This is a genomic window from Culturomica sp. (genome assembly GCF_003524185.1).
Lineage (GTDB): Bacteria > Bacteroidota > Bacteroidia > Bacteroidales > Marinifilaceae > Culturomica > Culturomica massiliensis.
On record NZ_DOED01000006.1, the window covers coordinates 1 to 25,527 of the forward strand.

The following is a 25,527-nucleotide window of genomic DNA, read 5'->3' on the forward strand; positions in this document are numbered from 1 at the left end:
AGACGACGCTCAGACACCATTAAGCTCTCCAGGCCTTGTTTTACCAAGCCTTGTAAACCTTGTTCCCCATTTGTGATTTCAGAAATTATTTCCGAAATTTGTTCATGTGTAAATTCCATAATCTATCATTTTTGAAGTTGCTTTACAAAAATAATCAAAATGGGATTTACACACTTTTTGAAACACTATCTATGCTTACAATCCTCCCGGTCTTTCGCCCGGAATCCCCCTTCTTTGGGCAATAAAAAAAGAGAAGCCTTAAAGCTTCTCTCTGGGGTGGGTCCTGAGGGATTCGAACCCCCGACCCTCTGGGTGTAAACCAGATGCTCTGAACCAACTGAGCTAAGAACCCGTGCAATTCATTTTATTGCGGGACAAATGTAGTGCTTTTTTCTTTTTCTCCAAAACATCCGGTAAAAAGTTTACCAAAAATATTACATTTATATCTTTTCGAATTCTTTTATACCTTTACTGCCTTTAAAACATAAGCGTATGAATATCTGTGGGAGATCCGTCTGTTTCTTTTTATTATACTTACTCAGCCTCTCTGGCTCCGGAGAAACACCCTACTCTCCCGGAATAACTATTTCTTCGGATACGACGCTGACGTTTTCCGATACAATTGCCAAAACCATACCTGCCCCCATTACATTCAGTTATAAAAATGTACGCGACTATATTTTCAATCAACTCAGCTATCCGCAAGCCGCCATCGACTCGACAATTCAAGGTACGGTCGTGCTTAAATTTACGATTATGCCCAGCGGGATAGTCGACAGTCTCCGGATCACCCAACCGGTCCATCCTCTTCTCGATGCGGAAGCATTACGCCTTTTCAAAGAAATGCCTCAATGGAAACCGGTCATATATCAGGGTAAACCCATTGCAGTTACTTATGAAATACCTGTCATATTTGAGTTAGTCGATCCGGAAAAGAAGTAGCATTTACTCCCGGTTTGTCATTTGAAAAATAAAAAAACACATTTCCAAGAAATGAAAAGATAAATTTTTAACATTGCTACAGGTAAATATTAATTTTATTTAACAATTCAACCCTTTTATATTTGAGAATAACCTCTACCTTTGCACCGTCTTTAGAAAAAGATTGTTTTTCATAAGTTTGTATGGTTTAGGTTAGTAGTTAGTAAATGTTTAAGGGTCGGTTTTCCGGCCCTTATCATTTTTTATATACAAGCTTATTTCTCCCGTAAAAACAAATTGGAATCTATCGTTTAATACCCTATTTTTGCACCGGATTCAAACAGAAATCAAAAATACACCGGATTTCGGTACATTTATCATTTGTTAAATTCAGCACATATGAACGGAATCATCGAAATAGAAGGCATGGAATTTTTTGCATATCACGGTTGTTTTGAGGCAGAACAAATTGTCGGCAACAAATTCACGGTATATGCATGTTTACACTATGATTGCAGCCGGCCGGCCGAAAGCGACCAGATCACCGATGCCCTGAGCTATCAAACGGCTTATGAAATCATTGCCCGGGAGATGATGAAACGCTCCCATTTACTGGAACATGTGGGGCAGCGTATGTTAAATGCCCTGTACGAAACATTTCCTCAATTGACGTACGCCAAAATCAAAATTTCGAAGATGAACCCACCGTTAGGCGGTAAAATCGGCAGTACCAGCGTAACACTGGAAAAATAATTTTCCCGTACCTTTTTTTGGTAATTAATAAAAACGTCATATCTTTGCAACGCAAATCGCAACAAGGTCGGTTGGCCGAAAGGTTAGGCAACGGTCTGCAAAACCGTCTAAAGCAGTTCGATTCTGCTACCGACCTCGATAAACAAACAGCAATTATTTGGTAATCAAATAATTGCTGTTTTTGTTTTACTGTGATTTGTCATTTTTGCACGACATTTGCACCACCAAAGAATAATTCAATAAAAAAAGCCGTATCCCTACTCATTTCTGACTAAAATTCATACCACCATCTGCAGAAAATGACAGGAAAAAGATAGTTTTTTCAGATTATGCAGTCTGTAAACAACGATATAAATCGACCTTAAAAAGATCAATCGTACATCAAAAGAGTGTCATTTGAATATTATCAAATACCATCCATAAGAAACTCGCTTGCCGGAATCATTTTAATTGTCATACCATTTTTTTCAAAAGTATCACTTTGATTAAGCGTGATGATCAACCCTTTTTGTAGTCCAAGATTCTGCATAGCTTTCAACAGGCCGTTATACTCCCTGTCGAAATTTTCATGATTTATCGTCAGACACACCTGTACGGCTTCTTTCAAAACATCCTTTTCCATCGTGATGGAAACCAGAATCCTGTTTCAAAAAAGTAGCTCTTTGCGAATCTATAACCAAAGCAATTTCGTCCTGTCTTATCATATCCGTAAATTCAAAATCATTTATCTTTCACTACAAAGACAGGAAATCTTTCAGTATGATGAAAGAATACTTTTAATCAAGTTGATATTTCAATCCCATAACCAAATTTCATCGATTTGGCAGAAGTTCCTGTCGATTGGGAAAAGCTGGAGCAAGGCATCCACGGGGAAGCCTCCCGTCCCCAGCGTAAAACACTACGTCCGCATCAAGAAGAAGCCCTTAATAAAGCACATGAATACTTCAAAAGTTCGGGACATGACAGAGGCAAACTTATCATGGCCTGCGGAACGGGTAAAACATTTACCTCATTAAAGATTGCAGAACACGAAACCGAAGGCAAAGGACTAATCCTATTCCTGGTTCCTTCCATATCCTTATCAGGACAGACACTAAACGAATGGACGGCAGAGGCCAAACAACCGATCAACCCCATATGTATTTGTTCTGACAGCAAAATCACGCAGAAAAAAACCAAAAACGAGGATGATTCCGGTTTCAGCCTTGTTGATCTGGCCTTACCAGCCTGCACTGATAAATTTGCCGGTTTTAATTTTTGCTATCAATTAAACTTATAATTATACTTTAAATATAAAGTATAAAATATAAATTATATATATAATACATTATATTTAAATTATTAAAAACTACATTTTCAAACCTTCCCTTTTAGATTGTGAAACAATTGGTTTAGAAAGTAATAAATGCGTTTTTTCTATCGAATTCATATGTTCCGGACGTACTCCGGCATTTTTCGCATATTTCCTCCACTGTGAAACAACCTCGATCGTTTTATCAATAATCGTTTCAGGATGTGGAATGTTTTGACGTTTCCCAACTATTAACAGATCGTTATAATCAAATTTATCGCGTTTCCCATTAACAGACATCTGATGTTGTCCAATCCATCTCCCCCCCTCTGAATAGGCAAAAGACAAATCATACGCAGGGGCAAGAGACCATTTCCCATTCTTATCCATGAGAAACGAATGGTTCTTAGCATGGTCATCATGGTTACGGGCAACGACATTAAATACCATCCTTCTGAATAATTCGGAAATGTCTGCAGCAGGTAACCGAAGCATTCGTAAAATCTGAAAAGCCCGTTCATAAGATTGAGGTATATCCCGGTCCATATGTGCAATAGCACTTAGTGTTTGCATATGTATTTTATCCCCGCCATCGGTTCTGTCAAATCTCTTTGTCATAAAATGGGAATAATCGCCTTCTGACAAAAGAGAACTTTCCGACATATTTATGCCACAGTCTAATGCCATTTTATAATAAGCATATTCAACATTGCCTATGCCCATAGGATTATCACTCAATTTCGTGTTTTCTACGCCATCAAATTTAAGTAAATAATAGCCGAAACCTTCTGGCGCTTTTACCTGCCCGGATCGTACCTCTTTAGTTTTCGGATTATAGGCTATGATAGCCTTGGGCTTTGCCCCACCAGCCGAAGTCCCCACTTTCAATATATCGATAATCTTTTTATCAGCATTCTTTAAAGAAACCTGAAATGCTTCCCTCTCATTTAAGATCTTCTTCGCAAGTTCTGTCAATATATTGATTTCAATAACTGAAGAAGCCTCCAATTCAGCATCAAACGCTGCCGGGGAATATTCCAAAGCACCCATGGCTCTCTTACCTACGTAACAAAGCCTGTCTAAAGGAGTAATTTCTAGTCCCGGAATACCTTTGCTAATAAACCAATCCTCTATGATTTGGTTACCATACGCATCGGGTAGTGAATCTGCAATTAAACCAGGTAAACCTTTAAAGCATTTGTTTCTATTTTCCGGAAATATATACCTCTGCCCTTCTGCTGTCCTTAAAGGCATAACCAAAGGTGCAATTTCGAGAGAACTTTTTATAAATGATGGTTCGTACTCAAATATTGCAATATCTTTGTCCTTATCCCATACAAGAACACCCACATTACTGTCCCAAATTTTTACATCAACAATATTATTAGTCATTTTTGTTCATTTTTTTCCGTGCCCGGTATTTTTTTTCCCCCCTCATTTTTTTTAAAAGCACTGGACTTGGCAATGCTTCCGGAAACATTAATTCCAGTTTTTCCAACATATCTAAAGCCCGTAATATCCTGACAAAATGTTCTGTACTTACAGGCTTCCCTTTTTCCAAACGCTGTACAGTCGTCAGGCTTGCTCCACTCCACTCTGCAATATCTTTCTGAGTTATGTTACGTTCAAGACGGATTGCCTGTACCCTCCCTCCCATCTTTTCTAATATTTCCTGTTCACTAAGAAAAGTCCATTCCATTATATAATCTTTTCTTCAAAGATAAAAATAATACTTTAAATATAAAATAATATGCATATTTTATATATATAATAATTTATAATTAAAGTATTATATCTGTTTTATATTTTTCTTCCAGCTTTTTTGCCAACCTTTTCCCCTTTTGTAACTATTTGTGCAGGCACAAATATGTCAGCTTTTTGTTTCCGTTTCCCGACTTTTTGTTCTTCTAAATCCTTATCTTTTAGCTTTTCTTTTATACTATATGCCACCGAACTATATCCATATTTTTTTAAAACAAGGTTTTTTCTTCTTCAAATCTCTTTTCCCATTGTTCAGTCATTATCCCACTATCTAAAAATTTACTTACGCAATAAAGCGGGAAAGCCTATTCTTTTAAGAATGGGATGAGAGCGATTTTTATTTCATTTTTTGTTCATCAATATTTTTTTTGATAATGTTTTCAGAAATATGGCCAATGGTTTCTACGTAGAATGAACGTGTCCAGAGTGTAGATATTCGCGAACGAAGCGTTGCAAACTCATTTCCCAACACAAAAGAAGAAAAACCATTAAGTTGTGATACTATATGAGAAACTGAATCGGAAGGAGTGGCTTTGATAAACAGATGCAGGTGGTTTGACAGGATTTCTAAATTTTCTATATTCCATCCATTTTCATCTGCTTTCTGCATTAATAATTCTTTCAGTCTACACTCAATTTCACCAGTAAGTACTTTCCTTCTATATTTAGAACACCAGATAATATGATAATCTATATTGTATACACTCCCTGAATTTTATTTCCAACGATTATCCATAGATTTTTATTTACAAAAGGATTGAAAAATATGCGAATTAAAAATCAAACTAAACTTGCAAAAGTTATTGAATCTCGATATAAAACAAGGGAATGGGATAAAGAATGGTCAGTTATCACACATTTGACATATGTTTCGAAGATTGCTGTTTGCCGGAACTTCAATTCCCGAAATTTCAACGAAATAACTCAGATTTACGTATATTTGTCAAAACTTTTGAGTGCGAGTATAAATATTAAAGAAAGACTCTAGCTGAAATATGTCATTTTATTAGTGAAATATTCCATATCACAAATCTTCCTTATATGAAAAAAGCAGATAACAACTTTTTATCAGAACTGATGACAAAGGCCAATATGGGGTGGTGGGAAGCTGATTTAGAAAGCCAAAACTATATTTGCTCCGGGTATATCTCGACATTGCTGGGATTAAAAGAAGACGGGGTTATCAGTTTCGACGACTTTAATAAACGCATAATTAAGGAAGAACAACACTATACAACGGTACATTCTTTTGACAACAACCAACAAATACCTGAAGTTGTTTATTTGCTGGATACCTGTAAGGGGGCAATTTGGATACGCAGTAAAATCTGTTTTCAAAGAACCGATGAAAACGGGAAAAATAAAATTTACGGTATAGCAGAAGCCCAGGACGGTCCTGATATGGCATCGGCGTATCAAGCTTTGCAACGCAGTGAGCAAATTTTATACAACATATACAAGAATTTACCTGTCGGGATCGAATTATATGACAAGGACGGAATTCTGGTCGACTTAAATAATAAAGAACTGGATTTGTTTTATCTGGAGCGGAAAGAAGATTTATTGGGAATCAATATTTTTGACAACCCGATTTTTCCGGAAGAAATGAAAGAGAAGCTGAAGAAGAAAGAGGATGCAGATTTTACTTTCCGTTACGATTTCTCAAAAATCAACGGATATTATAAAACGAGGAAAAAGACAGGTACAATCGATCTTGTTACGAAAGTGACAGTTCTGTATGACAATAAAGGAAATCCGATCAACTATTTACTGATTAATGCAGATAAAACGGAAACAACCATTGCCTACAATAAAATACAGGAATTCGAAAGTTATTTTGAACTCGTGGGGGATTATGCCAAGGTGGGATACGCCAATTGCAATATTTTGACGAATGAAGGCTATGCTTTAAAGAGCTGGTATAAAAATATCGGGGAACAAGAAGGACGCCCGCTATCGGAAATCATCGGCATTTACGAGCATTTTCATTCCGAAGACCGGGCTGTGATCAATCAATTCATCAGCGATGTAAAAAAAGGGCAAGGCAACAAGCTGAGTCGTGAGGTAAGAGTTATCAGAGAAGACGGAAGTTATACATGGACACACGTCAATCTGCTACTGAACAAATATGCTCCACAAGATCATATCATCGAAATTATCTCTATCAATTATGATATTACCGAGTTAAAGAAAACAGAAGAACAACTTATCAAGGCCAAAAATAAAGCAGAACAATCCGACAGGTTGAAATCTGCCTTTCTCGCTAATATCAGTCACGAAATCCGTACCCCGTTGAATGCCATCGTCGGTTTTTCAAGTCTGCTCCCGAACCTGACCGATACGGAAGAACTCGAACTCTATTATACATTGATAGACCAGAATAATAATTTATTACTCAAATTACTCAATGATATTCTGGATTTTTCTAAAATAGAAGCCGGTCACACCGAACTTCACCCGGATTGGTTCAATTTATCGGATTTGATTGCTGAAACGATCGTTGAAAACACGCCCCATACTCCTCCCAATGTAAAACTTTTGTCTAAAATTCCAAAGCAGGACTATATCGTCGAACTTGACAGGCTTCAAACCAAACAAATCCTGAATAAGCTCATCTCTAATGCCCAAAAGAATACAATTCAAGGCCATATAGAAATCTCATATAAAACGAATAAGCAAAATGTCCAAATAAATGTTACGGACACAGGACACGGTATTCCGAAAGACAAGTTAAAAATTATTTTCGAAAGATTTGAGAAACTGGATCCCTTCGCACAAGGTGTCGGGTTAGGACTACCTATCATCAAATCCATCGTCGATATGATGAAAGGGAATATCACTGTTGACTCAAAAGTCGGAGCCGGCAGTACATTTAAAGTAACATTACCTTGCCGGATCAAAAAAGCAAACGAGTCGGTATCAGGCAATTTTTAAACCGGAAATAATTACCGAATGTACATCACATCATTTTCAGGCCATGAGACTCCGTTCTGCCTGTAAGTGCAGCGCCGAATTAAAACGAAGCAAATATCCGGAGAAAATACACTCAATGATTACAGTGCAATTTACCGTATTTACCAATCAGGCCGCAGTAAATAAAACTTAAAGTCAGGACAACGCCCATAAGATAATAAAATCTCCATTCGTGAAGCCACTCGTAACCCACAAATATCAATATTTGCAATACCATATAGATCGTTGCGACATATGTGTGAGGCCATTTCAATTCGTTTGCCAGCAACTGATAGGCATGTTTCCGGTGTGCCTCGAATATGTTTTCACGCAGAATAATGCGGTGAACGATTGTCAGCAAACTGTCTATTCCATATACAACCAACAGAATCATATAGCTCAAATCCTGGGTCCGGAGAATCAGTTTCCCCAATATAAACAAGATCACAAAGGCCATACTTACGGAACCGACATCACCGGCAAAGCATTTCGCTTTTTTTCTGAAATTGAAAAAATTAAAGACCAGCAACGACAAACCTGTCACGTAAAGTAAACCGGGATCGATAAATGATACGACGTACCGGTCGATGTACCAAAACATTCCGATAACGGCAAGGCTGTAACCACCTGTTATGCCGTTGATCCCGTCCATAAAATTATAAGCATTGATAATCCCGATGCAAAAGATTAAAACAAGGAATAAATAATACCAGGATAAGGAAAACAGTTCCCATTGGCAAAATAATAAGAGCATGGCGGTCATGTGAAATAACAACCGGTTTTTTTGAGATACTCCCCGGATATCGTCGACGAAGCTCACTCCGGCAATCAGCAGAAGTCCGGAAACAAACCAGAGATATTCAAATCCGTTACTGAAAAAATAGATTAAAATTCCCACAGGGAATACAATGCCGCCTCCCCGTAAAGTGATCCGGGTATGAGAACTTCTTTCGTTCGGCTTATCGATGATATTAAAATTGTCGGCTAGACGAAAATATAAAAGTTCTGCCGATAATAAAGCAATAAGTAAAATAAAGTAGTACATATCATTGGATTTACCGGAAACTACGAATGGTTTTTCTTAATCCCTCTTTGGCCCTGACGGGCATATACCGGATATTTAGTGCCTGCTTTAACTTTGTATTGGAAACGACATAATTTTCCGTCAGCTTGGCCAGCCTCTCCATGTTCAGGGGAAGATGCAGGAATCCACCCACCCGGGCACAGCCTTTCATCAGATTTCTATTGATTTTCCAGATATGAGGCAATTTTGTGAGTTCTTCACACATCAGTTCAATCAATTCATTCGTTGAAACGGCTTCGTCGTCCGCCATGTGATAAATGCCGGAAACCACGTTACGGGCAAGCAATTCTTCAATCACGTAACTGAGGTTGTCGATGGAAGTAAACGACCGTCTGTTATCAAAATCTCCCAAGGGCCAGGGCAGTCCTTTTTTCACCACCTGATACAAAAGATTCAGGTTCCCTTTATTGCCCGGGCCGTGTATCATACAGGGACGCAGGATATATACTTTTTTTCCGCAGTGTGCCGGGGAGAATACCGCCAGTTTTTCCTGAATATACTTTTCGGCAGCGATCTTACTTTCCCCGTAGGGACCTTTAGGAACCGGAATAATATCTTCCGTCAGTACCTCTCCCACCACAAAGTCGGCCGCCGCTTTTACGGAACTGAAAAAGATAAATTTCCGGGCCTCAGAAGCTAAAAAATAATCGAAAACTTTTTGAGTCAAGCCCGTATTGATATCGAAATACTCCTGTGCCCTGGTCCGTTTTTTTGTATCGTGCGCCTTTCCTGCCAAATGGATAATTGCATCGACGGAAGGCAATTGTCCGGTTTCCAGGTCGTCCCAGGAATAAGTCTTTACAATCCCCTCTTTTTCAGGGCTGACGATATCCAACCCGAATAACCGATGTTCCCGACCTAAGGACACGACAAGATTAGAGCCCACAAAACCGTGGACTCCGGTAAGTAAAACATTCATAAAGCCTATCAATTAAGTAACCGTTTTAAATTAACCATGCATTTCAATGTTTTAACAGTGTGTAAACAAGATGCATAGGGAAATATGAAATAAGTCAACGGACTTATTCATTTGAAGCGACAAGTCCCGAATAGATTTTCATGTGTTTTTCCACCACTATTTTCAGGGAAAACTGCTGTTCGGCCAACAAACGGGAATGCCGCCCGAACTCTTTTCTCAACCCGCCGTTCCTCACCAGTTCCAATATGGCCTTTGCCAGCATCCGGAAGTCTTTGGCCGCCACTAAAAAGCCGTTCCATCCCTCCCGGACACATTCCCTACAGCCGGGTACATCCGTCGTGATAACGGGCCGCCCCACTGCACAAGCTTCTATCAATGACTTGGGCAATCCTTCCCGGTAAGAAGGCAAAACAACGATGTCACTTTCCCGGTAAACCGCATACATATCCTTCCGGAATCCGATCCATTCCACGTATCCGGGGTCCAGCAAAGGGAGTAAATCTGCCTCTTTCAAAACAGCCAGATTCCCCTTATCGCAGTCTCCTGCCAAAAGGAACACGGCTTTCCCGGCGATCTCCTCCCGTATCATCCGGGCCGCGCCGATAAATTCCATGACCCCTTTGTCCCGTAATATCCGGGCCGGAAATAAAATATGCAATTTCTTTTTCTCCTCCGGCGGCGTCTCCCTGAACAGGTCCAAATCGACACCCGAACCTTTGATCAGATGTATATGGGAAGCAGGCACAAGGTGAAGCCCGGAGATCATTTTCACATCGTCGGGATTTTGCAGGATAAAAGAAAAATGACGGCTTTTAAACGCTATACGGATTAAAAAACGAATCATTTTCTGCACAACACCGTTACGTCCGTCCGTAAAATTATAGCCCAAACCGCTGATGGCATTCACCACCTTCCGGGAAAAAGTCAGTTTTGCGGCCAAAGAACCCAGCAATGCGGCCTTCAAAGTGATATGGTGTATAACGTCCGGACGGTAAATCCGGTAATATTTACAAAGCAGCCACAGGCATTTCAGCTCGTGAAAAGGATTCCGGCCGGATCTTTCAAAAGGAATAGCGATAAAACGGATTCCGGCAGCTTCCAGTTCTTTCCTCCTTCCGGTGTCCGCCGTAAGCAAATACACCTCATACCCATCCTTTATGGCCTGTAAAGCCAACGGAAGCCTGTGGGATATAAAAAACCAGTCTACATTGACCACAAAAAAAAGTTTCATAAATTCGAAATTCAGAAAATAAAAATCCCTGCCGGGAAACCGACAGGGCAACTCTTAACCTATAATATAACAATCGTTACATCAAAAAACAGAACCACCGATTAAAGTGATTTTCATATAATCCTTTATTACAAAAAAAAGGTACCTGGAATCCCAGATACCTTAAATTAATTCTATAACAAAAATTTCAGTCAATATATGCCTACCCTAATTTTTCATCTTACTACACAGGTTTCACAATCTCAATCCTCAATCCCAAAGCATCCATAATACGATAAAAAGTCCCGACACTCGGTTCTATCAATCCTTTTTCTATTCGGGATATATAAGATTTACTGCTACCGATCCGGGCGGCTAATTCTGACTGTGTAATCTTTTCGTTTTTACGGGCTTCATAAATCACCTGACCCATACAATAAGCATAGGCATCCCGTCTGAACTGCTCACGTTCCTCAGACCCCACCTGTCCGAATTTTTCATTCATGATGGCATCGATATCTACAATTTGCTCATTTCTTACTGTCATAATATTCCTCCATTATTTTTAATGCCCTCTCTATTTCATTCTGTGGAGTACGCTGTGATTTTTTCTGAAAACCATTAAATAATACCACTATTTTATCTTCATCAAAACAAAAGAAAACCCGATAAATATTACGATTCCATTCAGCCCGGATTTCATACAACCCATCCCGCAAATACTTAACGAATTTTACAGGGACCCGATTCTGAACCTTTAACATATCAAGCACATAATATATTTTAATGGCTTCTTTTTCATTCAATGAAGAAATAAAATCCAAAAAATAATGCTTATATGCTACAATTTTCCTTTCTTGTTTCACGTTTCAAAAGTAAAAAAAGTTTCAACATATTACAACTCATTGGACAAAAATCATTCTACACCAACAGGAAAAACAACAAGAAATGAAAGGAATTAAAAAGCATTAATCTAATTATTTTAGAATCATTATTGGAGAAAACAAGGAATACGCCACAAAGACTAAGTATACTTATAATCGACCATCTACGACCTCTTTTTCCCACACGCCCTTCACATCATAAACAACATGCCTGGCTTTAACCATCCGATCGGTTTCCAGTTTTTTAAATTGATCATGGGCCACCGCCAAAATAACGGCATCATACTGAATATCGGTTAATTGGCCTACGACCTCTATGCCGTATTCTTTCCGGGCAATCCCGGGATTCACCCAGGGATCGTAAATCGTCACACACACATTATAGCTCTGTAAAGCCCTGACAATATCCACGACTTTGGTATTCCTTACATCCGGACAGTTTTCTTTAAACGTAAAGCCCAGTATCAGAACTTTGGCCTCCAGCACCTGTATTCCCTTTTTCAACATCAGCTTTACGACCTGATTGGCCACATATTCCCCCATGCCATCGTTCATCCTCCGTCCGGCCAGTATAATTTCCGGGTTGTAGCCATATCCCTGAGCACATTGTGCCAGATAGTAAGGATCGACACCGATACAATGTCCCCCGACAAGTCCCGGTTTAAAAGGCAGGAAATTCCATTTGGTAGAAGCCGCTTCCAGCACTTCCTGTGTATCGATGCCCATGCAGGCAAAAATCTTGGACAATTCGTTAACAAAAGCGATATTGATATCCCGCTGCGAATTCTCGATCACCTTGGCAGCCTCGGCCACTTTGATCGAAGGAGCCAGATGGGTCCCGGCAGTAATTACCGAAGCATAGACCGCATCGATTTTTTTCCCTATTTCCGGAGTCGACCCGGAAGTTACCTTTCTGATTTTTTCCACCGTGTGCAATTTGTCTCCCGGATTGATGCGTTCCGGAGAGTAACCGGCAAAAAAACCGGCATTGAACTTCAATCCCGACACCCTTTCCACCACCGGAATACATTCATCCTCGGTTACTCCGGGATACACCGTCGACTCGTACACTACGATATCTCCTTCAGAAATCACTTTCCCCACCGTTTCACTCGCCCTATAAAGGGGTGTCAGGTCGGGATTATGGTTTTTGTCTACCGGAGTCGGAACAGCCACCACATAAAAATTACAACCGCGGATTTCCTCCGGATCGGAAGTACATCTGAATCCGTTTTTCAAAGCGGCCTGCAACAATTCGTCCGGAACTTCCAGGGTCGAATCGTGTCCGGCCATCAATGCCTGCACCCGCGAACGGTTCATGTCAAAACCGATTGTCGTATATTTGGTCGAAAACAGACGGGCCAAAGGCAGCCCTACGTAACCGAGACCGATTACGGCAATTTTTACATTTTTCATAAATTCATTCTGATTAATTAAGAGAAGATTGCTTCCGATTTTTAACGGAACTTTTTCACTGAATCACGCTATTCATTTTTCAGGATAAAGCAATCTAAAATCGTAAATCTAAAATCTACAATTATCAAATATTCTCCCAATACCAACGGACAGCTTCCTTCAAACCATCCCGCATAGAATATTGCGGATTATAGCCAAGCAGATCTTTGGCCTTATCAATACAAGCAAGCGAATGCGGAATATCCCCGACCCGGTTGGGGCCATGTTGAATTTCTATATTTGCGATCTCAGGATCGAATTCGCTCAGAAATTCTTTTAAATAACCGGTCAATTGATTCAATGTTGTACGTTCTCCGAAAGCTGTATTATAGATTTGATTCACAGCCTCCGGATTTTCAGCCGTCATGGCCAGTATATTCATTTGGACAACATTGTCGATATAGGTGAAATCACGGCTATACTCTCCGTCCCCGTTGATAACCGGGCTTTCATGTGCCATCAATTTTTTTACGAACAAAGGAATTACGGCTGCATAGGCTCCGAAAGGGTCCTGACGGCGGCCGAACACATTGAAATAACGCAAACCGACATATTCCAACCCATAGGTTCCCGCAAATACACCGGCATAGAGTTCGTTTACATATTTGGTCACGGCATAGGGAGACAAAGGACGGCCTATTACTTCCTCCGTTTTAGGCAATTCCTTCGAATCGCCGTAAGTGGACGAACTTGCCGCAAAAACAAACCTTTTTATGCCTGCATCACGCGACGCCACCAGCATATTCAGAAAACCAGTGACGTTCACTTCATTGGTCGTCACCGGATCGTCGATACTCCGGGGGACGGAACCCAAAGCTGCCTCGTGCAGTACATATTCCATTCCCTCCACCGCTTTCCGGCAATCTTCCGGTTTCCGGATATCTCCGACAATCAGCCGGAAACGTTCCGGATACCGTTGCAATAACGGAAGTAAATTCCCGATCTTCCCGGTAGCAAAATTATCCAGACAACAAACCTCATCGCCTTGCCCGAGCAAAGCCTCACAAAGATTGGAACCGATAAAACCGGCCCCACCAGTAACCAATACCTTTCGCATATTATCAATTATTAATTTTCAACTGAAACCTTCTTTTATGCTTTACTCTGATTTAAATACCATTTCTGGAACACATAAAGATTCCAGAGTTTTGCTTTATGGTTTTTCCGGCCGCAAAGGTGCTCGGTCAACAACCGCTGCACTTCCCCATACCGGAATATACCCTGCCGTTCAATAAGTTCTTTGTCCAGTAAGGCTTTCAGTTCATCCTTTAACTCATTTCTGAACCAGTAATCGACCGGCACACCGAATCCCCGTTTTGAAAAAGAAAAAGTCTTCCGGGGAAGCAGATCTTTAAAGGCTTCTTTCAGAATGTATTTTTTATTCCTTCCTTTCAGTTTGTAATCCGGCGGCAGACGGAAAGCCAGCTCCACAATTCCGGAATCGATAAACGGAGCCCGGTTTTCAAGGGAACTCTTCATACAGGCGCGGTCGACTTTCACAAACATATCCCCTTCCAGCACGACCTGCACATCGGTCAACTGTTCCCGGGTCAATACGGGACCTCCCTGCAAAACATCATATCTTGCCCTGATTTCCGGCTTAATGTCCCGGAAAACTCCCGGACAAAGCAGCCTTGTACGTTCATCGTCCCGGAATCCCAGAGACATCAGGTTGTAATACAAATCAAAATCTTCCAGCCCCGCATTCTCTATCACTTTACCGGCCTTGCGCAATATATTGTTCGTAAACCGGTTGTAAGGCAACCATTCTACGGCTCGGCGGATTACAGCCTGAATCCATCGGGGCAAGCGGCGGAAACGTTCCGCATAATAATGTCCCAGATACTTTTCATATCCAGCAAACACCTCATCTGCACAATCCCCCGTCAGTACCACTTTTACCTCTTTCCGGGCCAGCCGGGCCACGTAAAAAGAAGGAATGGCCGACGAATCCCCGAACGGCTCATCATAATACAGGATCAGGTCGTCCAGTTCCTTTACCACATCCCTGTAATCCAGGGTATACTGCCGGTGACAGGATTTGATGTGTTCCGCCACCAATCTGGCCCTGTCACTCTCATCATAATCCTTTTCCTGAAATCCGATGGAAAAAGTGCGGACGGGTTCCTCCGAAATCCGGCTCATAATCGCACAAACAATGCTCGAATCTATTCCCCCGCTCAGAAAAGCCCCCATCGGTACATCAGCAATCATTCTCCGCCTGACCGATTCTGTCAGCCGTTCCCTCAGCTCCTGTTTCGCTTCTTCGAAAGAAAGCTGCTCTTTTTCCCCGGAAAACTGCTCCGCAAGATGATAATAGCGATAAATCCTCCGGTCTCCGTCGGGCGTAATCTTCCAGTACACGCCCGGCATCAGTTTCCGGATTTCCCGGTAAATCGTATAAGGAGCAGGAATATAACTCAGTGTCAGAAAATAATTCAAAGCTTCCGTATCCAGATGAAAACGCTCCAAACCGGGAGCAAAGGCTTTCAGCTCCGAAGCAAAACTCACCTTCCCTTTTTCCTCCCGCACAAACAAAGGCTTTTCCCCGAATTTATCCCGGGCCAGATAGAAATCTCCGCTAACCGTATCATACAAGGCAAAAGCAAACATACCTTCCAGTTGCCGGAGAATCCCCTCCATGCCATAAAGCCTGTAACCGTTCAGAATTACTTCCGTATCGCTCTGTGTCACAAACACCTGTCCTTGCGCTTCTAATTTTTGCCGCAACTCCCGGAAGTTATAAATCTCCCCGTTAAAAACGATCACCACGCTCCGGTCGGGCGAAAACATAGGCTGATCGCCCGTGCTTAAATCAATAACCGATAAACGGCGATGCCCCAGCCCGACCTGCTTTCCCGCGTAAAGCCCTCCCCGGTCCGGCCCCCGCAATTTCATCCGTTCGCACATCCGTTCCAGTTCCTGCTTATCCACTCCCTCACTTTTACTGAATATTCCGGCAATTGCACACATAAGATTATATTTTTTTTAACAGGTTAGAAATAAAAAGAGGAATCCGAATTATAAAGTCACACAACATGAATATACTGAAATACAAAGGTTTTATCGGCACAGTTGCTTACAGTGAAGAAGATGACGTATTTTTCGGAAAAATAGAGGGAATCAATGGTCTCGTCAATTTTGAAGGGACTTCTGTTGCAGAACTGAAAAAGGCCTTCCACCAGGCTGCCGACGATTACCTGGCCTATTGTGAAGAACATAACCTGAAACCGGAAAAATCATATACAGGTGTTCTGAATGTCCGTCTGTCCCCGGAAATACACCGCAGGATTGCCCTTTTGGCTCAATCTTCCGGCAAAACCATCAACTCCCTCATCAAAGATGCAGTAGAAAACCAATTAAAATTTTCCGGAATTTAAAGGAAACCGAGCGAAAGTAAAGTGCCCCCTGAAAGTCAGACACGAAACTTTCGGGGAGCACATCATTTTCGACCGGCCTCAACCTAAAAACATGAATATTTTACGCAAAAAAATATCCTGTCGATTTCTCAACAGGATAACAAGTCAGTTGACTTATTCCATGATATCCGCAATCATTTTATTTATAATTATCAGAATATTTAATCTTTTTCATTCAACAACTTCTTTAAACCGATAATATCCTGACGATTATCCCATACCAAAACAATATGTACACAACCATCATTTATAAAATAAAACACCTTACATTTTTTATTAATTATTAGAAAACGGAATTCCGTTTGATTGAATGCATATTCCTCTGCCACTTTCCCTAACAATGGATTTTCTGCAAGTAACCCCACCTTTTTTTCTATCATCAAACGAATTTTACGGGCAACGTTATTTCCCAAATGATCGTGAATAAAATGTATCGTTTCTATCAAACTGTCAATAGCCTGCGGAGTCCAGTTTATTTCCATTGCATTTCCTGATCAAGTTTGCCCATTGCAATTTCAGTAGAACACAATCTTCCCTCCTTTTGCGCTTTCAAGGCTTCATTAACAGAAGAAGACAACACTTCCTTTACAACTTCTTTCTCTGCTGCCTTATCACACATGTGTCTGGAAACCATATATTTATAAACTTCCAGTAAACTCACCTCATCCAGTTTCATAATCTCCCGGAAAATATTCATTCGTATACCATCTAAATTCACCGTTTCCATAACCATCAGATTTTATAGGACAAATATAAACTTTTATCGGGAACTTTAGAATCAATTAATTATTAAAATATCTGATTCAAAATCATTTATCGCACGCCAAACCGAATTAAATCCCGAAAATCCAAGCCGAAAACAGAAGTAATGTCCCGAAAATCCAAAGCAAATTTACCATACAACCAACCCTATCCCCTCTTTTTTTAAATCCGGCCTTTATATAAATCCTCGTAAATCTTTTCATAAGCATCCACGGTTTTCCGGATATCATATTCAGAAGCCCGTTGCAGGCACAACCCGGCAATCTGCTGATACCAGGACTGATCATTCATCAAATGCTCAATATGAAAGGCCAATGCCCGGGCATCCTCAACAGGGAATAAAATTCCGGCTCCGTCGACGACCTGAGCCAGCCCCGGAACATCCGAAGCAACAACCGGCTTACCGGCAGCCATACCTTCTACCGCTGCCAACCCGAATCCTTCCCAATGCGAGGACATAACTACGACATCGGAATTTTTCAATAAACGGGGCACATCATTCCTTACTCCCAGGAAAACAACCCGCCTCTCCAGCCCCAGTTTTTTCACCAATTCTTCACAAACAGGACGACGGGCTCCATCTCCGACCAGGCACAGGGAATAATTGTCAGGAAGTAAAGCCATTGCCCGGATAAGTGTATCCTGATCCTTTTCTTCCCGAAAACCGGCAACCATAGACACTAAAAAAAACTCTCCCGCCATTATTTCATTTTTAGCGAACGGTCCGGCATTAAAAAACACAGGCAGGTGAATGCCATTATATACGGTATATATTTTCCCGGCCTTCGCCAAATAAGACGACAACATGTCTGTCGCTTTACCGGAAATAGTAATTATAGCATTGTAACAACCGTACATCCATCTATCCACCAGACGAAACCACCGGGTTTCCCGTCTCCTGTTAGTCGTACTATGCTCTGTCGTGACCAATCGTACACGACTGCCGGAAATCAGCTTCGCAAGTGCTACAAAATATTGGCACGCCGTGTTATGGGTATGAACGATATCATATTGCCTTAAATAAGGAACTAATTTCAATATAAACAACGGATTATAAACTTTTGTACTGCGCCCCACCTGAAACACCCGGATTCCTTTTTCCTCCAACTCCTTTTTTAAAGGAGTGTCGCTTCCGTCAAAAAGCAAAACATCCGCTTCATAACCATGCTCCCGGTACAAAGGCACCATATCCGCAATCAGTTTCTCTGCCCCACCCATCCGGAGAGAAGTGATGACCTGCAATATTTTCATGAACGCTTATCTTTCAAGTGTAACAAAAAACCAATGGGAAATAAGGGCAAAGAACAAAAACCGATTTGTCTGATCTTAGCAGAAAAATAACGATCCGAACAAAATGCAAACCTCCAATAATTCACAGCTGCTTTCATCCTTTGCAAAAAAGGGATAGGACTATGATATAACTCACTATAATAAGTCATCGATGTCAACGGACTTTTCATCCGTAATTTTACAATACCGGCCGTCAGACCATCGGGCAGATAATCACACAAATAAATCTTTTCATAAAAATACCTGAGTCTGTACTTCCGGGCGATCCGGTTCCATATCAAGCCTTCCGGACAAAATTTCTCTCCTTCCATTTCCGGAAAAGGGTATTCCCGTAATATTCCCGTCCGGAAAACTTCTGCCATATCCCCTTTGATCGCATACTTAAACCGATAATCCAATGCATTACAGTCCAGAATGCCAAAATCCGACTCCCTTCCAACCTTCTCACCGGAAAAGTAGGCTTTTAAACCACATACTCCGGCAAAGGTTTTATCCTCCCGGACCGTTTCGTAATGGTAAACAATCCGTGCCACAGCTTCCGGCGTCAACTGGTCGTCACTGTCCACAATAAAAAACAACTCCCCGGCGGCTTCCCGTACGCCCCGATTTATCGCCCGGTGTTTGCCGCCGTTTTCCTGCCGGAAATAACGGATAGAAATCCTGTCTTCCCGGATAAAAGAACCGATCAGCTCCCGGGTATTATCCGTACTCCCGTCATCGACGATCAGCCATTCAAAATTCCGGTCGGTTTGCTCCAGCAAACTCCCGTACAGCTTACCGATAATATATGCCCGGTTATAAGTGGGGGTAAAAATTGTAACCATATAAGTACCTGTTCAAAATCAGTTATACATTTTCAGAGATTTAATGATCTGAAAATAAAACAATTACAAAAACACAGAATAAGCCAATGGACTTATCATCTGAATTTATCTTCCCGGTGAGTATCCATAAATACCGCCTTATAGGGAATAAAATTTCCGTCATCCCGGACGATGACATTCCTGAAATACACAAAAGAAAAATAGATCAGTACAAACAGCAAAATCAATTCTTTATAGCGGACAAAACGGAACAACATAACAGGCACCAGAACCGCGTAACCGATAAAGTAATACCAGATAAAGCGTATCACGCCTGCATCCCGCAACGTCAGATAAGAGAATACCGAATACAATACCAACATATTCAGTAACACGATATATTTTTTATCGGCATATATCCTTTTACGATAGTAAAGCACCCCGGCCACCATCAAAGACGTTTCTATAAAATAGGGGATATGAAACGAATCCTGGGCTGCTTCTGCATATCCGTCAAGCTTATCCAGCATCAAAAAATGATTCACCGAAGCCATCACCCATTTGATAAAGGGCGAAACACCCAAGACCAATGCAACAACAAATACAATGCCCAGGAATTTGCCGGAAAATCGCCGGTTTGCCAGAAAATACATCGGAAACACGACGAAAGCACTGTAATGAATAGTCGTTGCCAGTAACAGAAAAACCAAAAACACATTTTTCCGGTTTTCTTCCAGAAAACGAAGACTCCACCATACGATCCCCATGGCTATAAACTGCCGGGTATAAACAAAACCCACAATAAAGAATTTGGCAAAAAACAGGAAAAAAGCGAACACAAAAAAAGGATACCTCCGGAAAGCTTTCCCTATCAAAAAGTAAGTCAGCAAGGCAACCGTAAAAAAATAAAAATACGCATCCGCACAAAAAAACTTAATCACCGAATTTAAAAGCAAATATCCGGGTTCAAAACGAAAATAAACAGAGGGATCTCCTGCAGACCAGGGGAACAAGCTATCTATCGCCGGAATTTCGTCAAAAAACCAGGCATAGATATAAACGTCATACCCGCCTATCATGTCCCTGAACCCGGTCATCAGAGCCACAGCCGAAACCAGAAAGAAATAAACCGCTCTATGCTGGAAGCTGATCATATCTTGCCGGGCAGAAGGCAGATATAATTCATAAAAAAGCCCCAAACACAACAGCAACAAAATCAAAATATAGGGAATCATCAACTAAGCGAATTTTGTAAAAATCTCAGGGAACGTTCTCTCTCCTTATCCAATAATCCGCCCACTCTTTTATAATCTATAAGCTCCATCCTATCCAATCTCCTGTACACCTCGTCCACTGAATCATAATACCTGTCCACAATACCCAGCAAACGAAGCAAAGAAACTACTCTTCCCATCCGGGATTTTACCGAAGGAAGTACAATAAATTGTTTCCGGTGAATCAATGCAAAAGCTACCCCATGAAAAGAATCTGTAACCAACATCTCACATTCCGCAATCGCTTTTACCCAATCATTGACACTTACATGCCTGTTTATGTATCCCTTATTACGAATTTTTATGAATTTGCGATCCAATCTGTTTATCTTTAAATTTGACTTACCGGCTAAAATCTCCAGAAGCCGATCGTACTCCGGCGATTGTACAAACTTAAAACTCACCAATGTATTCTGCTTCGTCACAGGACCGGATATCCGGGAATAATCGGTCAATAAAAGCGTCGGGTCTAAAACAAGTCCGGGAACGATCTTGAAGTTTTCCCGGCATACTTCCACAGCAAAACTTTCGCGGACACTGACAGCCGAGAACTTACTCAAAAGCGCCCGTATACGTTCCTTTATCCTGTCCGTATATTTTAAATCCTGTTCTCCGAAACTGGCTGCATAGGAAATCCGTTTCACCTCATCAGGCAAAAAGTCGAAGAAAAACAATAAGCCGTGTAACGTCATAAAATGCGGGTTCCACACCTGATCGCTACCAACAATATATACCGCCTCCCGGTCAATATCCCCGATTTTTACATATGCAGGCAAATAGTGTTTCTGAAAGCGCAACATAAACCGGTCATACAGATAACAACGAAGCGTATTTTTCAATGAAGGTTTATATAACAATACTTTCAACAAATCCACCTGATGTCCCCAGGACCCCAGCACTTCACAAAGGGCATAAGTCTGCAACAACGCTCCGTAGTTAGGAGTTCCGGAAAAAGTCAATAATTTAATCTTCATAGTATTTCATTCGTTTCAGAAATTTCAAAACAACCCTTCCCCGTTGTAATTTCTCCAATAAACCAATCATTTTACAAAATACCAGGTAAGGGTACCATCCCCGGGAATACGCCCCGGCTCCCCGGTATATTTTTAATAAAATCCCGTAAGAGCAATGTGTAAACAACCAAGGATAAAACCACCGGGCCGGATGAAATTTTAAAAAACTGAATTTACCATAAACCAAACGAAAATTGACTTTTAACACCTTTTCCCATGCAGAACTATGTACTGTCAAATCAGCCCGCTTCAATAAATCCCGTCCCCGGTCCGTATGCACAATAGCCAGAGACAAACCTTTATAATGTTGTTCCGGAAAATCCGTATCTCCCCAGAAATCTCCCATCGTAATATCCGCCTTTCGCCTGGCAACCGCAAAACGACAATTCAAACAGCAGGAACGGTGCGTATAATGTGTCCCGAAAGCAGCATAGACCAAATCCCCGGCATAAACCTTCTCCGCCTCAGCCTCTTTTTTGAATATAACCGATAATCTCTGCCCTTTTTCACACCCCTCTTTTTTATCTCTGTAAATAATTGTTTGTACCGGACCGGCTTCGTGTTTCAAAAAGGACTCCAACGCCAGAAGCGAAGGAAAACCGGAACAAATCATATCTACCGTATACAAGTGTCCGGAAAACTTATTTTCTCCCAAAAAACAAGAAAGGCCGGCAATCTGACAGGAAGTACCTCCGAACAATACTGTTTTTCCCTGTCGTAACGCCTCTTTCACCGCTTTATAAATGCCGGAAGACACAACCTGCTGGTATTTGCTGTTCTGTATTTTATACAATTCATATATCCCGGAAATCAAAATATGTCTCACCTCTATCCCTTCCATCGAAGCCCCGGCCACTACACCTCCCTGTGAAAGCACATACACCGCCAAAGCTGCAAAAAGTCCTCCGGATGCACTTTGCATACGAAGCTCATCATCATTCGCCCAAACCGCATAAGGTTCCGAACGTCTGGCGATATCCTGATAATCATATCCGGAAACCACCGGACAAACCTCCATACACCGCCCACATTTCACACAAACCCCAGAGTCTATTTCAGGATACAAATGTCCATTTGAGCGCACGCAAGCGTGAATCGCTTTTTCAGGACAAGAATCCAAACAAGCCAGGCAACCTGTACATGTATTTTTCGAAGCCAAACGAATCTTCGTTCTCATCTTACAAAGCGTTTTATCAGATTTTTACTTTCCATTTTCAATACCCTTTCCCACCTCTTAAAAAAATAGACCCATAGAACAGGAATACAGCTATATTTACCGTGATTCCTCTGCAATGACATTTCATATCTCTCGAAATCCTCCCTTTGTTTGTATTGCAAAGCCAGGTCCCTGTGAGCCAACATACGATACTCCTCCAATTGCCCTGCATATTTATTCCGGTCCGTCTCACTCATAGTTATTCCATTACAGACAGAACGAAGTAACCTGTAAAATTCGTCACATCTCTCGTATGCCTGTCGATAAGTGCGCTTAACCCGCGAATGAGAACCGGGAGTATTTACATAATAGAAAAGACACTCATCGATATAACCACACCGGTATTTATAACTGACAGGCAGTAACATCTGAACATTCTGACCTACAAAAGAATATTCGATGCTCCTCTCCGGGTTCACATCCAGAAAAGCGGCAGTTCTTACTAAATAACAACCGTTTACCCAATATTGTATTCCCTTTATCAACCCCTCAAAAAGCCTGGATTCGTAACGTCTTGGCAAAACAGCCAATTTCCTGACATTTTTAAGCGTATAAAAATCCACATAATAAGCATTCGAACGCACAAGTCCATAATCCGGATTATATTCCAGAAAATCCACTCTTTTCTCTATAGACAGGGGATCCAGATAATCATCCGAGTCCGGCCAGGTCAGAAACTCACCTGAAAACCATTTCAATCCTTCATTCAAAGCCGCAGCCTGTCCTGCATTCGCCTGCCTCTTATAGATTAATTTCATTCCCTCCTGTCGGAAAGCAGGAAGATATTCCAAAACAATTTCTTCTGTTTTATCCGTAGAACCGTCATTTACGAATATCAATTCAATATTTTTATAGGTCTGGTTCAATATCGAATCCAGGAAACGACTGACATATTTTTCCCCGTTATAACAGGGGGTTATAATGCTCACTAATTTATTCATGACGAATTTTTTTTCTCACCTGATTGACAATGAACCCTCTCCACTCCCGGTTCATTCCGATAAAAAAAGTTCCCAAAGCAATAGATACGGCCGAAGTTGCGAACACCATCACGAAACGTCCGAAACCATAGGAAAGGCTGAAATGCATATAGACAGGAAACAGCAAAGACAAAACAGTAATAACGAAACATCTCCCAAACGCCTCCCAGACAAAACTCTTGATGGAAAAAGCGGATAAATATTTTTTCAGTATGAACATATTTCCGAAAGAACAAATCAGGAAAGCAATCACACTCAATACATAAGGAGTATTTGCAGAATACCCGTGTTTAAAATAAAAATAAGTAGCAGGCAATATCGCAGTATAGGTGATCCCGGCCAAAAGGCTCATATATTTTACTTTGCCGGTGGCATGAATAGCAAACAAAACCGGCCTGAACATGACAATAATCATAGCAATGACGATATTCATCCGGCAAAACAGAACCGTATGAGCAGGAACGTTTTTCAACCATACTTCCAATACCAGCTGATTCTCTAAAATTAAAGGAAGTGCAAAAAACAGTAGCGATAGATAAGCATACTTAGCCGCATTATTTACTAAAAACTGTACCCTTTTATAATCTCTCTCTGCATATTTTTTTACAATCTGAGGCCGGACTGCCGTCAAAAAACTGTCAGCAAACATAGATAAAGCTCCCAATACCTGATTCGCAATATTCGTTGCAGCATTCATCAAAGGTCCCCAAAACATATTTTGAAGCAGATTTATCCCCTGACCTCTCAAGGTGGCACTCATGTTGCCCAATAAATCCCATCCGGAAAAAAACAACATATCTTTTATCCGGTCTTTACTATATCTGAAACGATAATGACACTCATTAAAAAAACGTACGCAATATATCCTATACACCAGAGCCACTATTAACGTTACAACAAAAAACAATGCAGAATAAAGAATCAGTTTATCCCGATCGCTCCAACTCAGCAAATAAACAATCAGCAATTTTAAAACCGCATCGATTATACTTACATAAGCATATATTCCCATCCTTTCGTGTGCGATAATCGACGCATTGTAAGGAATCTGAGTGACACTGACCATACAGGCCGCGACAGAAAACTGATAGACCACACGTGCAGCAAACATCCGGTCGTCCGGAACGACCAATTTATGTTCTACAAACCACAGCCCTATTGTTTCCGCCAACAGGAATATAAGTACTGCTATCCCTATATGAATAGTCAGGGCGGTATCAAAAGTTTTTTGTAATCCTACCCGGTCTTGTTTCCCCAAATCATAAGTCAGAAAACGCGAAGTGGCTCCGCTCATGGCACTATTCAGAAATCCGAACATGGCAACCACCCCACCCACAACACTGTATATCCCGTAATCTTCTACTCCCAACACATTCAGCACCACCCGCGAAGTATACAATGTCACCGCCATAATCAATAACATCCGGATATACAACATGGCTGTGTTTTTAGCAATACGGCGGGTATTTTCTGAAGGCATATTACAGATTAAAATGACACAATAAAAAATCTGGGAAAGCGGGAAGTCTTTCCGGACAAT

26 protein-coding genes, 2 tRNA genes and 2 pseudogenes are annotated in these 25,527 nt (G+C 41.1%); 6 read left to right on the top strand and 24 right to left on the bottom strand.

The genetic code is table 11. From position 1 onward, the window contains the following. Positions 1–119 (bottom strand): annotated as a pseudogene (locus DD657_RS15205) (IS256 family transposase); the annotation flags it as partial. 158 nt (positions 120–277) lie between these two features. After that, positions 278–352, bottom strand: a tRNA-Val gene (locus DD657_RS01465). Positions 353–492: 140 nt separating this feature from the next. Between DD657_RS01465 and DD657_RS01470 the strand changes: the two genes are divergently transcribed. The 3 genes from DD657_RS01470 (at position 493) to DD657_RS01480 (ending at position 1,810) form a co-directional block, all read left to right on the top strand. Beyond that, complete coding sequence (locus tag DD657_RS01470; protein ID WP_068691055.1) at positions 493–942, top strand: energy transducer TonB; 450 nt, start codon at positions 493–495, stop codon at positions 940–942. Between the two features lie 378 nt (positions 943–1,320). Continuing rightward, positions 1,321–1,674 carry a dihydroneopterin aldolase gene (gene folB, locus DD657_RS01475; RefSeq protein WP_021989289.1) on the top strand — a complete coding sequence of 118 codons (354 nt, stop codon included), beginning with the start codon at positions 1,321–1,323 and terminating at the stop codon, positions 1,672–1,674. Between the two features lie 65 nt (positions 1,675–1,739). Next, positions 1,740–1,810 (top strand) — tRNA-Cys (locus DD657_RS01480). Between the two features lie 270 nt (positions 1,811–2,080). Here the strand turns inward: DD657_RS01480 and DD657_RS01485 are convergent. Next, complete coding sequence (locus DD657_RS01485; protein ID WP_287048167.1) at positions 2,081–2,296, bottom strand: hypothetical protein; 216 nt, start codon at positions 2,294–2,296, stop codon at positions 2,081–2,083. A gap of 198 nt (positions 2,297–2,494) precedes the next feature. Here DD657_RS01485 and DD657_RS01490 point away from each other — a divergent pair, with 198 nt between their 5' ends. Continuing rightward, entirely contained in the window at positions 2,495–2,953 is a 459-nt protein-coding gene (locus DD657_RS01490) for a DEAD/DEAH box helicase family protein (protein ID WP_287048169.1), read from the top strand. A 69-nt stretch (positions 2,954–3,022) separates the two neighbouring features. On the opposite strand, the gene DD657_RS01495 is transcribed toward DD657_RS01490, so the two are convergent. The 4 genes and pseudogenes from DD657_RS01495 to tnpA all read right to left on the bottom strand — a co-directional run. Beyond that, the gene (locus DD657_RS01495) at positions 3,023–4,357 is read right to left on the bottom strand and encodes a type II toxin-antitoxin system HipA family toxin (RefSeq protein ID WP_068691060.1); all 1,335 of its coding nucleotides are present in this window, start codon (positions 4,355–4,357) and stop codon (positions 3,023–3,025) included. Beyond that, entirely contained in the window at positions 4,350–4,664 is a 315-nt protein-coding gene (locus DD657_RS01500; protein ID WP_287048171.1) for a helix-turn-helix domain-containing protein, read from the bottom strand. Before DD657_RS01500 ends, DD657_RS01495 begins: the two co-directional genes overlap by 8 nt. Positions 4,665–4,765: 101 nt before the next feature. After that, positions 4,766–4,915, bottom strand: coding sequence for a hypothetical protein (locus DD657_RS01505; protein ID WP_287048173.1), 150 nt, complete (start codon positions 4,913–4,915; stop codon positions 4,766–4,768). A 148-nt stretch (positions 4,916–5,063) separates the two neighbouring features. Further along, positions 5,064–5,426: pseudogene (gene tnpA / locus DD657_RS01510) on the bottom strand (IS200/IS605 family transposase); the annotation flags it as partial. A 341-nt stretch (positions 5,427–5,767) separates the two neighbouring features. Here tnpA and DD657_RS01515 point away from each other — a divergent pair. Then, a complete protein-coding gene (locus tag DD657_RS01515) occupies positions 5,768–7,660 on the top strand; it encodes a PAS domain-containing sensor histidine kinase (RefSeq protein ID WP_287048175.1) in 1,893 nt (630 codons plus the stop codon). A gap of 112 nt (positions 7,661–7,772) precedes the next feature. On the opposite strand, the gene DD657_RS01520 is transcribed toward DD657_RS01515, so the two are convergent. From DD657_RS01520 to asnB, 8 genes are all read right to left on the bottom strand, one after another. Next, a complete protein-coding gene (locus DD657_RS01520) occupies positions 7,773–8,723 on the bottom strand; it encodes an MraY family glycosyltransferase (protein ID WP_287048177.1) in 951 nt (316 codons plus the stop codon). 10 nt (positions 8,724–8,733) lie between these two features. Next, complete coding sequence (locus DD657_RS01525) at positions 8,734–9,681, bottom strand: NAD-dependent epimerase/dehydratase family protein (RefSeq protein WP_287048178.1); 948 nt, start codon at positions 9,679–9,681, stop codon at positions 8,734–8,736. Positions 9,682–9,784: 103 nt separating this feature from the next. After that, positions 9,785–10,912, bottom strand: a complete 1,128-nt coding sequence (locus DD657_RS01530) for a glycosyltransferase family 4 protein (RefSeq protein WP_287048180.1) — start codon at positions 10,910–10,912, stop codon at positions 9,785–9,787. Between the two features lie 223 nt (positions 10,913–11,135). Further along, positions 11,136–11,438, bottom strand: a complete 303-nt coding sequence (locus tag DD657_RS01535; RefSeq protein ID WP_021989294.1) for a helix-turn-helix domain-containing protein — start codon at positions 11,436–11,438, stop codon at positions 11,136–11,138. Next, positions 11,422–11,757, bottom strand: a complete 336-nt coding sequence (locus tag DD657_RS01540) for a type II toxin-antitoxin system RelE/ParE family toxin (protein ID WP_021989295.1) — start codon at positions 11,755–11,757, stop codon at positions 11,422–11,424. Before DD657_RS01540 ends, DD657_RS01535 begins: the two co-directional genes overlap by 17 nt. 168 nt (positions 11,758–11,925) lie before the next feature. Continuing rightward, the gene (locus DD657_RS01545; RefSeq protein ID WP_287048182.1) at positions 11,926–13,191 is read right to left on the bottom strand and encodes a nucleotide sugar dehydrogenase; all 1,266 of its coding nucleotides are present in this window, start codon (positions 13,189–13,191) and stop codon (positions 11,926–11,928) included. 124 nt (positions 13,192–13,315) lie between these two features. Next, the gene (locus DD657_RS01550) at positions 13,316–14,287 is read right to left on the bottom strand and encodes an SDR family oxidoreductase (protein ID WP_118773516.1); all 972 of its coding nucleotides are present in this window, start codon (positions 14,285–14,287) and stop codon (positions 13,316–13,318) included. Between the two features lie 35 nt (positions 14,288–14,322). After that, the gene (asnB, locus tag DD657_RS01555; protein WP_287048186.1) at positions 14,323–16,203 is read right to left on the bottom strand and encodes an asparagine synthase (glutamine-hydrolyzing); all 1,881 of its coding nucleotides are present in this window, start codon (positions 16,201–16,203) and stop codon (positions 14,323–14,325) included. A gap of 65 nt (positions 16,204–16,268) precedes the next feature. Here asnB and DD657_RS01560 point away from each other — a divergent pair, with 65 nt between their 5' ends. Further along, on the top strand, positions 16,269–16,610 hold the full coding sequence (locus DD657_RS01560; RefSeq protein ID WP_118773514.1) for a type II toxin-antitoxin system HicB family antitoxin: 342 nt from the start codon (positions 16,269–16,271) through the stop codon (positions 16,608–16,610). Between the two features lie 200 nt (positions 16,611–16,810). Here the strand turns inward: DD657_RS01560 and DD657_RS01565 are convergent, their stop codons facing one another. The 9 genes from DD657_RS01565 to DD657_RS01605 all read right to left on the bottom strand — a co-directional run bounded on the left by DD657_RS01565 (position 16,811) and on the right by DD657_RS01605 (position 25,467). Continuing rightward, entirely contained in the window at positions 16,811–17,131 is a 321-nt protein-coding gene (locus DD657_RS01565; RefSeq protein WP_287048188.1) for a type II toxin-antitoxin system RelE/ParE family toxin, read from the bottom strand. Beyond that, a complete protein-coding gene (locus DD657_RS01570; RefSeq protein ID WP_068691081.1) occupies positions 17,122–17,376 on the bottom strand; it encodes a hypothetical protein in 255 nt (84 codons plus the stop codon). The genes DD657_RS01565 and DD657_RS01570 overlap by 10 nt, the downstream gene beginning before the upstream one ends. A 197-nt stretch (positions 17,377–17,573) precedes the next feature. After that, positions 17,574–18,662 (bottom strand): glycosyltransferase, encoded by a 1,089-nt coding sequence (locus tag DD657_RS01575; protein WP_287048189.1) that lies wholly within the window; start codon positions 18,660–18,662, stop codon positions 17,574–17,576. After that, the gene (locus DD657_RS01580; RefSeq protein ID WP_287048191.1) at positions 18,659–19,525 is read right to left on the bottom strand and encodes a glycosyltransferase family 2 protein; all 867 of its coding nucleotides are present in this window, start codon (positions 19,523–19,525) and stop codon (positions 18,659–18,661) included. The genes DD657_RS01575 and DD657_RS01580 overlap by 4 nt, the downstream gene beginning before the upstream one ends. Before the next feature lie 95 nt (positions 19,526–19,620). After that, positions 19,621–20,739, bottom strand: a complete 1,119-nt coding sequence (locus tag DD657_RS01585; protein ID WP_287048192.1) for an EpsG family protein — start codon at positions 20,737–20,739, stop codon at positions 19,621–19,623. Next, complete coding sequence (locus DD657_RS01590; RefSeq protein WP_287048193.1) at positions 20,739–21,752, bottom strand: polysaccharide pyruvyl transferase family protein; 1,014 nt, start codon at positions 21,750–21,752, stop codon at positions 20,739–20,741. Before DD657_RS01590 ends, DD657_RS01585 begins: the two co-directional genes overlap by 1 nt. Beyond that, positions 21,742–22,968: a Coenzyme F420 hydrogenase/dehydrogenase, beta subunit C-terminal domain gene (locus DD657_RS01595; protein ID WP_287048194.1), complete on the bottom strand. Its 1,227-nt coding sequence runs from the start codon at positions 22,966–22,968 to the stop codon at positions 21,742–21,744. The genes DD657_RS01590 and DD657_RS01595 overlap by 11 nt, the downstream gene beginning before the upstream one ends. Beyond that, positions 22,965–23,948: a glycosyltransferase family 2 protein gene (locus tag DD657_RS01600; RefSeq protein WP_287048195.1), complete on the bottom strand. Its 984-nt coding sequence runs from the start codon at positions 23,946–23,948 to the stop codon at positions 22,965–22,967. The genes DD657_RS01595 and DD657_RS01600 overlap by 4 nt, the downstream gene beginning before the upstream one ends. Next, positions 23,941–25,467: an MATE family efflux transporter gene (locus DD657_RS01605; protein WP_287048197.1), complete on the bottom strand. Its 1,527-nt coding sequence runs from the start codon at positions 25,465–25,467 to the stop codon at positions 23,941–23,943. The genes DD657_RS01600 and DD657_RS01605 overlap by 8 nt, the downstream gene beginning before the upstream one ends. Between the last annotated feature and the right edge of the window lie 60 nt (positions 25,468–25,527).

Bases quoted from the DNA above. Each gene is read 5' to 3' on its own strand.
- DD657_RS01605 (WP_287048197.1), bottom strand. From the start codon at position 25,467: ATGCCTTCAGAAAATACCCGCCGTATTGCTAAAAACACAGCCATGTTG.
- DD657_RS01535 (WP_021989294.1), bottom strand. From the start codon at position 11,438: ATGACAGTAAGAAATGAGCAAATTGTAGATATCGATGCCATCATGAAT.
- DD657_RS01485 (WP_287048167.1), bottom strand. From the start codon at position 2,296: ATGGAAAAGGATGTTTTGAAAGAAGCCGTACAGGTGTGTCTGACGATA.
- folB (WP_021989289.1), top strand. From the start codon at position 1,321: ATGAACGGAATCATCGAAATAGAAGGCATGGAATTTTTTGCATATCAC.
- DD657_RS01565 (WP_287048188.1), bottom strand. From the start codon at position 17,131: ATGGAAATAAACTGGACTCCGCAGGCTATTGACAGTTTGATAGAAACG.
- DD657_RS01470 (WP_068691055.1), top strand. From the start codon at position 493: ATGAATATCTGTGGGAGATCCGTCTGTTTCTTTTTATTATACTTACTC.
- DD657_RS01530 (WP_287048180.1), bottom strand. From the start codon at position 10,912: ATGAAACTTTTTTTTGTGGTCAATGTAGACTGGTTTTTTATATCCCAC.
- DD657_RS01570 (WP_068691081.1), bottom strand. From the start codon at position 17,376: ATGGAAACGGTGAATTTAGATGGTATACGAATGAATATTTTCCGGGAG.
- DD657_RS01595 (WP_287048194.1), bottom strand. From the start codon at position 22,968: ATGAGAACGAAGATTCGTTTGGCTTCGAAAAATACATGTACAGGTTGC.
- DD657_RS01590 (WP_287048193.1), bottom strand. From the start codon at position 21,752: ATGAAGATTAAATTATTGACTTTTTCCGGAACTCCTAACTACGGAGCG.
- DD657_RS01495 (WP_068691060.1), bottom strand. From the start codon at position 4,357: ATGACTAATAATATTGTTGATGTAAAAATTTGGGACAGTAATGTGGGT.
- DD657_RS01585 (WP_287048192.1), bottom strand. From the start codon at position 20,739: ATGATTCCCTATATTTTGATTTTGTTGCTGTTGTGTTTGGGGCTTTTT.
- DD657_RS01515 (WP_287048175.1), top strand. From the start codon at position 5,768: ATGAAAAAAGCAGATAACAACTTTTTATCAGAACTGATGACAAAGGCC.
- DD657_RS01550 (WP_118773516.1), bottom strand. From the start codon at position 14,287: ATGCGAAAGGTATTGGTTACTGGTGGGGCCGGTTTTATCGGTTCCAAT.
- DD657_RS01525 (WP_287048178.1), bottom strand. From the start codon at position 9,681: ATGAATGTTTTACTTACCGGAGTCCACGGTTTTGTGGGCTCTAATCTT.
- DD657_RS01580 (WP_287048191.1), bottom strand. From the start codon at position 19,525: ATGGTTACAATTTTTACCCCCACTTATAACCGGGCATATATTATCGGT.
- DD657_RS01600 (WP_287048195.1), bottom strand. From the start codon at position 23,948: ATGAATAAATTAGTGAGCATTATAACCCCCTGTTATAACGGGGAAAAA.
- DD657_RS01575 (WP_287048189.1), bottom strand. From the start codon at position 18,662: ATGAAAATATTGCAGGTCATCACTTCTCTCCGGATGGGTGGGGCAGAG.
- asnB (WP_287048186.1), bottom strand. From the start codon at position 16,203: ATGTGTGCAATTGCCGGAATATTCAGTAAAAGTGAGGGAGTGGATAAG.
- DD657_RS01520 (WP_287048177.1), bottom strand. From the start codon at position 8,723: ATGTACTACTTTATTTTACTTATTGCTTTATTATCGGCAGAACTTTTA.
- DD657_RS01500 (WP_287048171.1), bottom strand. From the start codon at position 4,664: ATGGAATGGACTTTTCTTAGTGAACAGGAAATATTAGAAAAGATGGGA.
- DD657_RS01545 (WP_287048182.1), bottom strand. From the start codon at position 13,191: ATGAAAAATGTAAAAATTGCCGTAATCGGTCTCGGTTACGTAGGGCTG.
- DD657_RS01560 (WP_118773514.1), top strand. From the start codon at position 16,269: ATGAATATACTGAAATACAAAGGTTTTATCGGCACAGTTGCTTACAGT.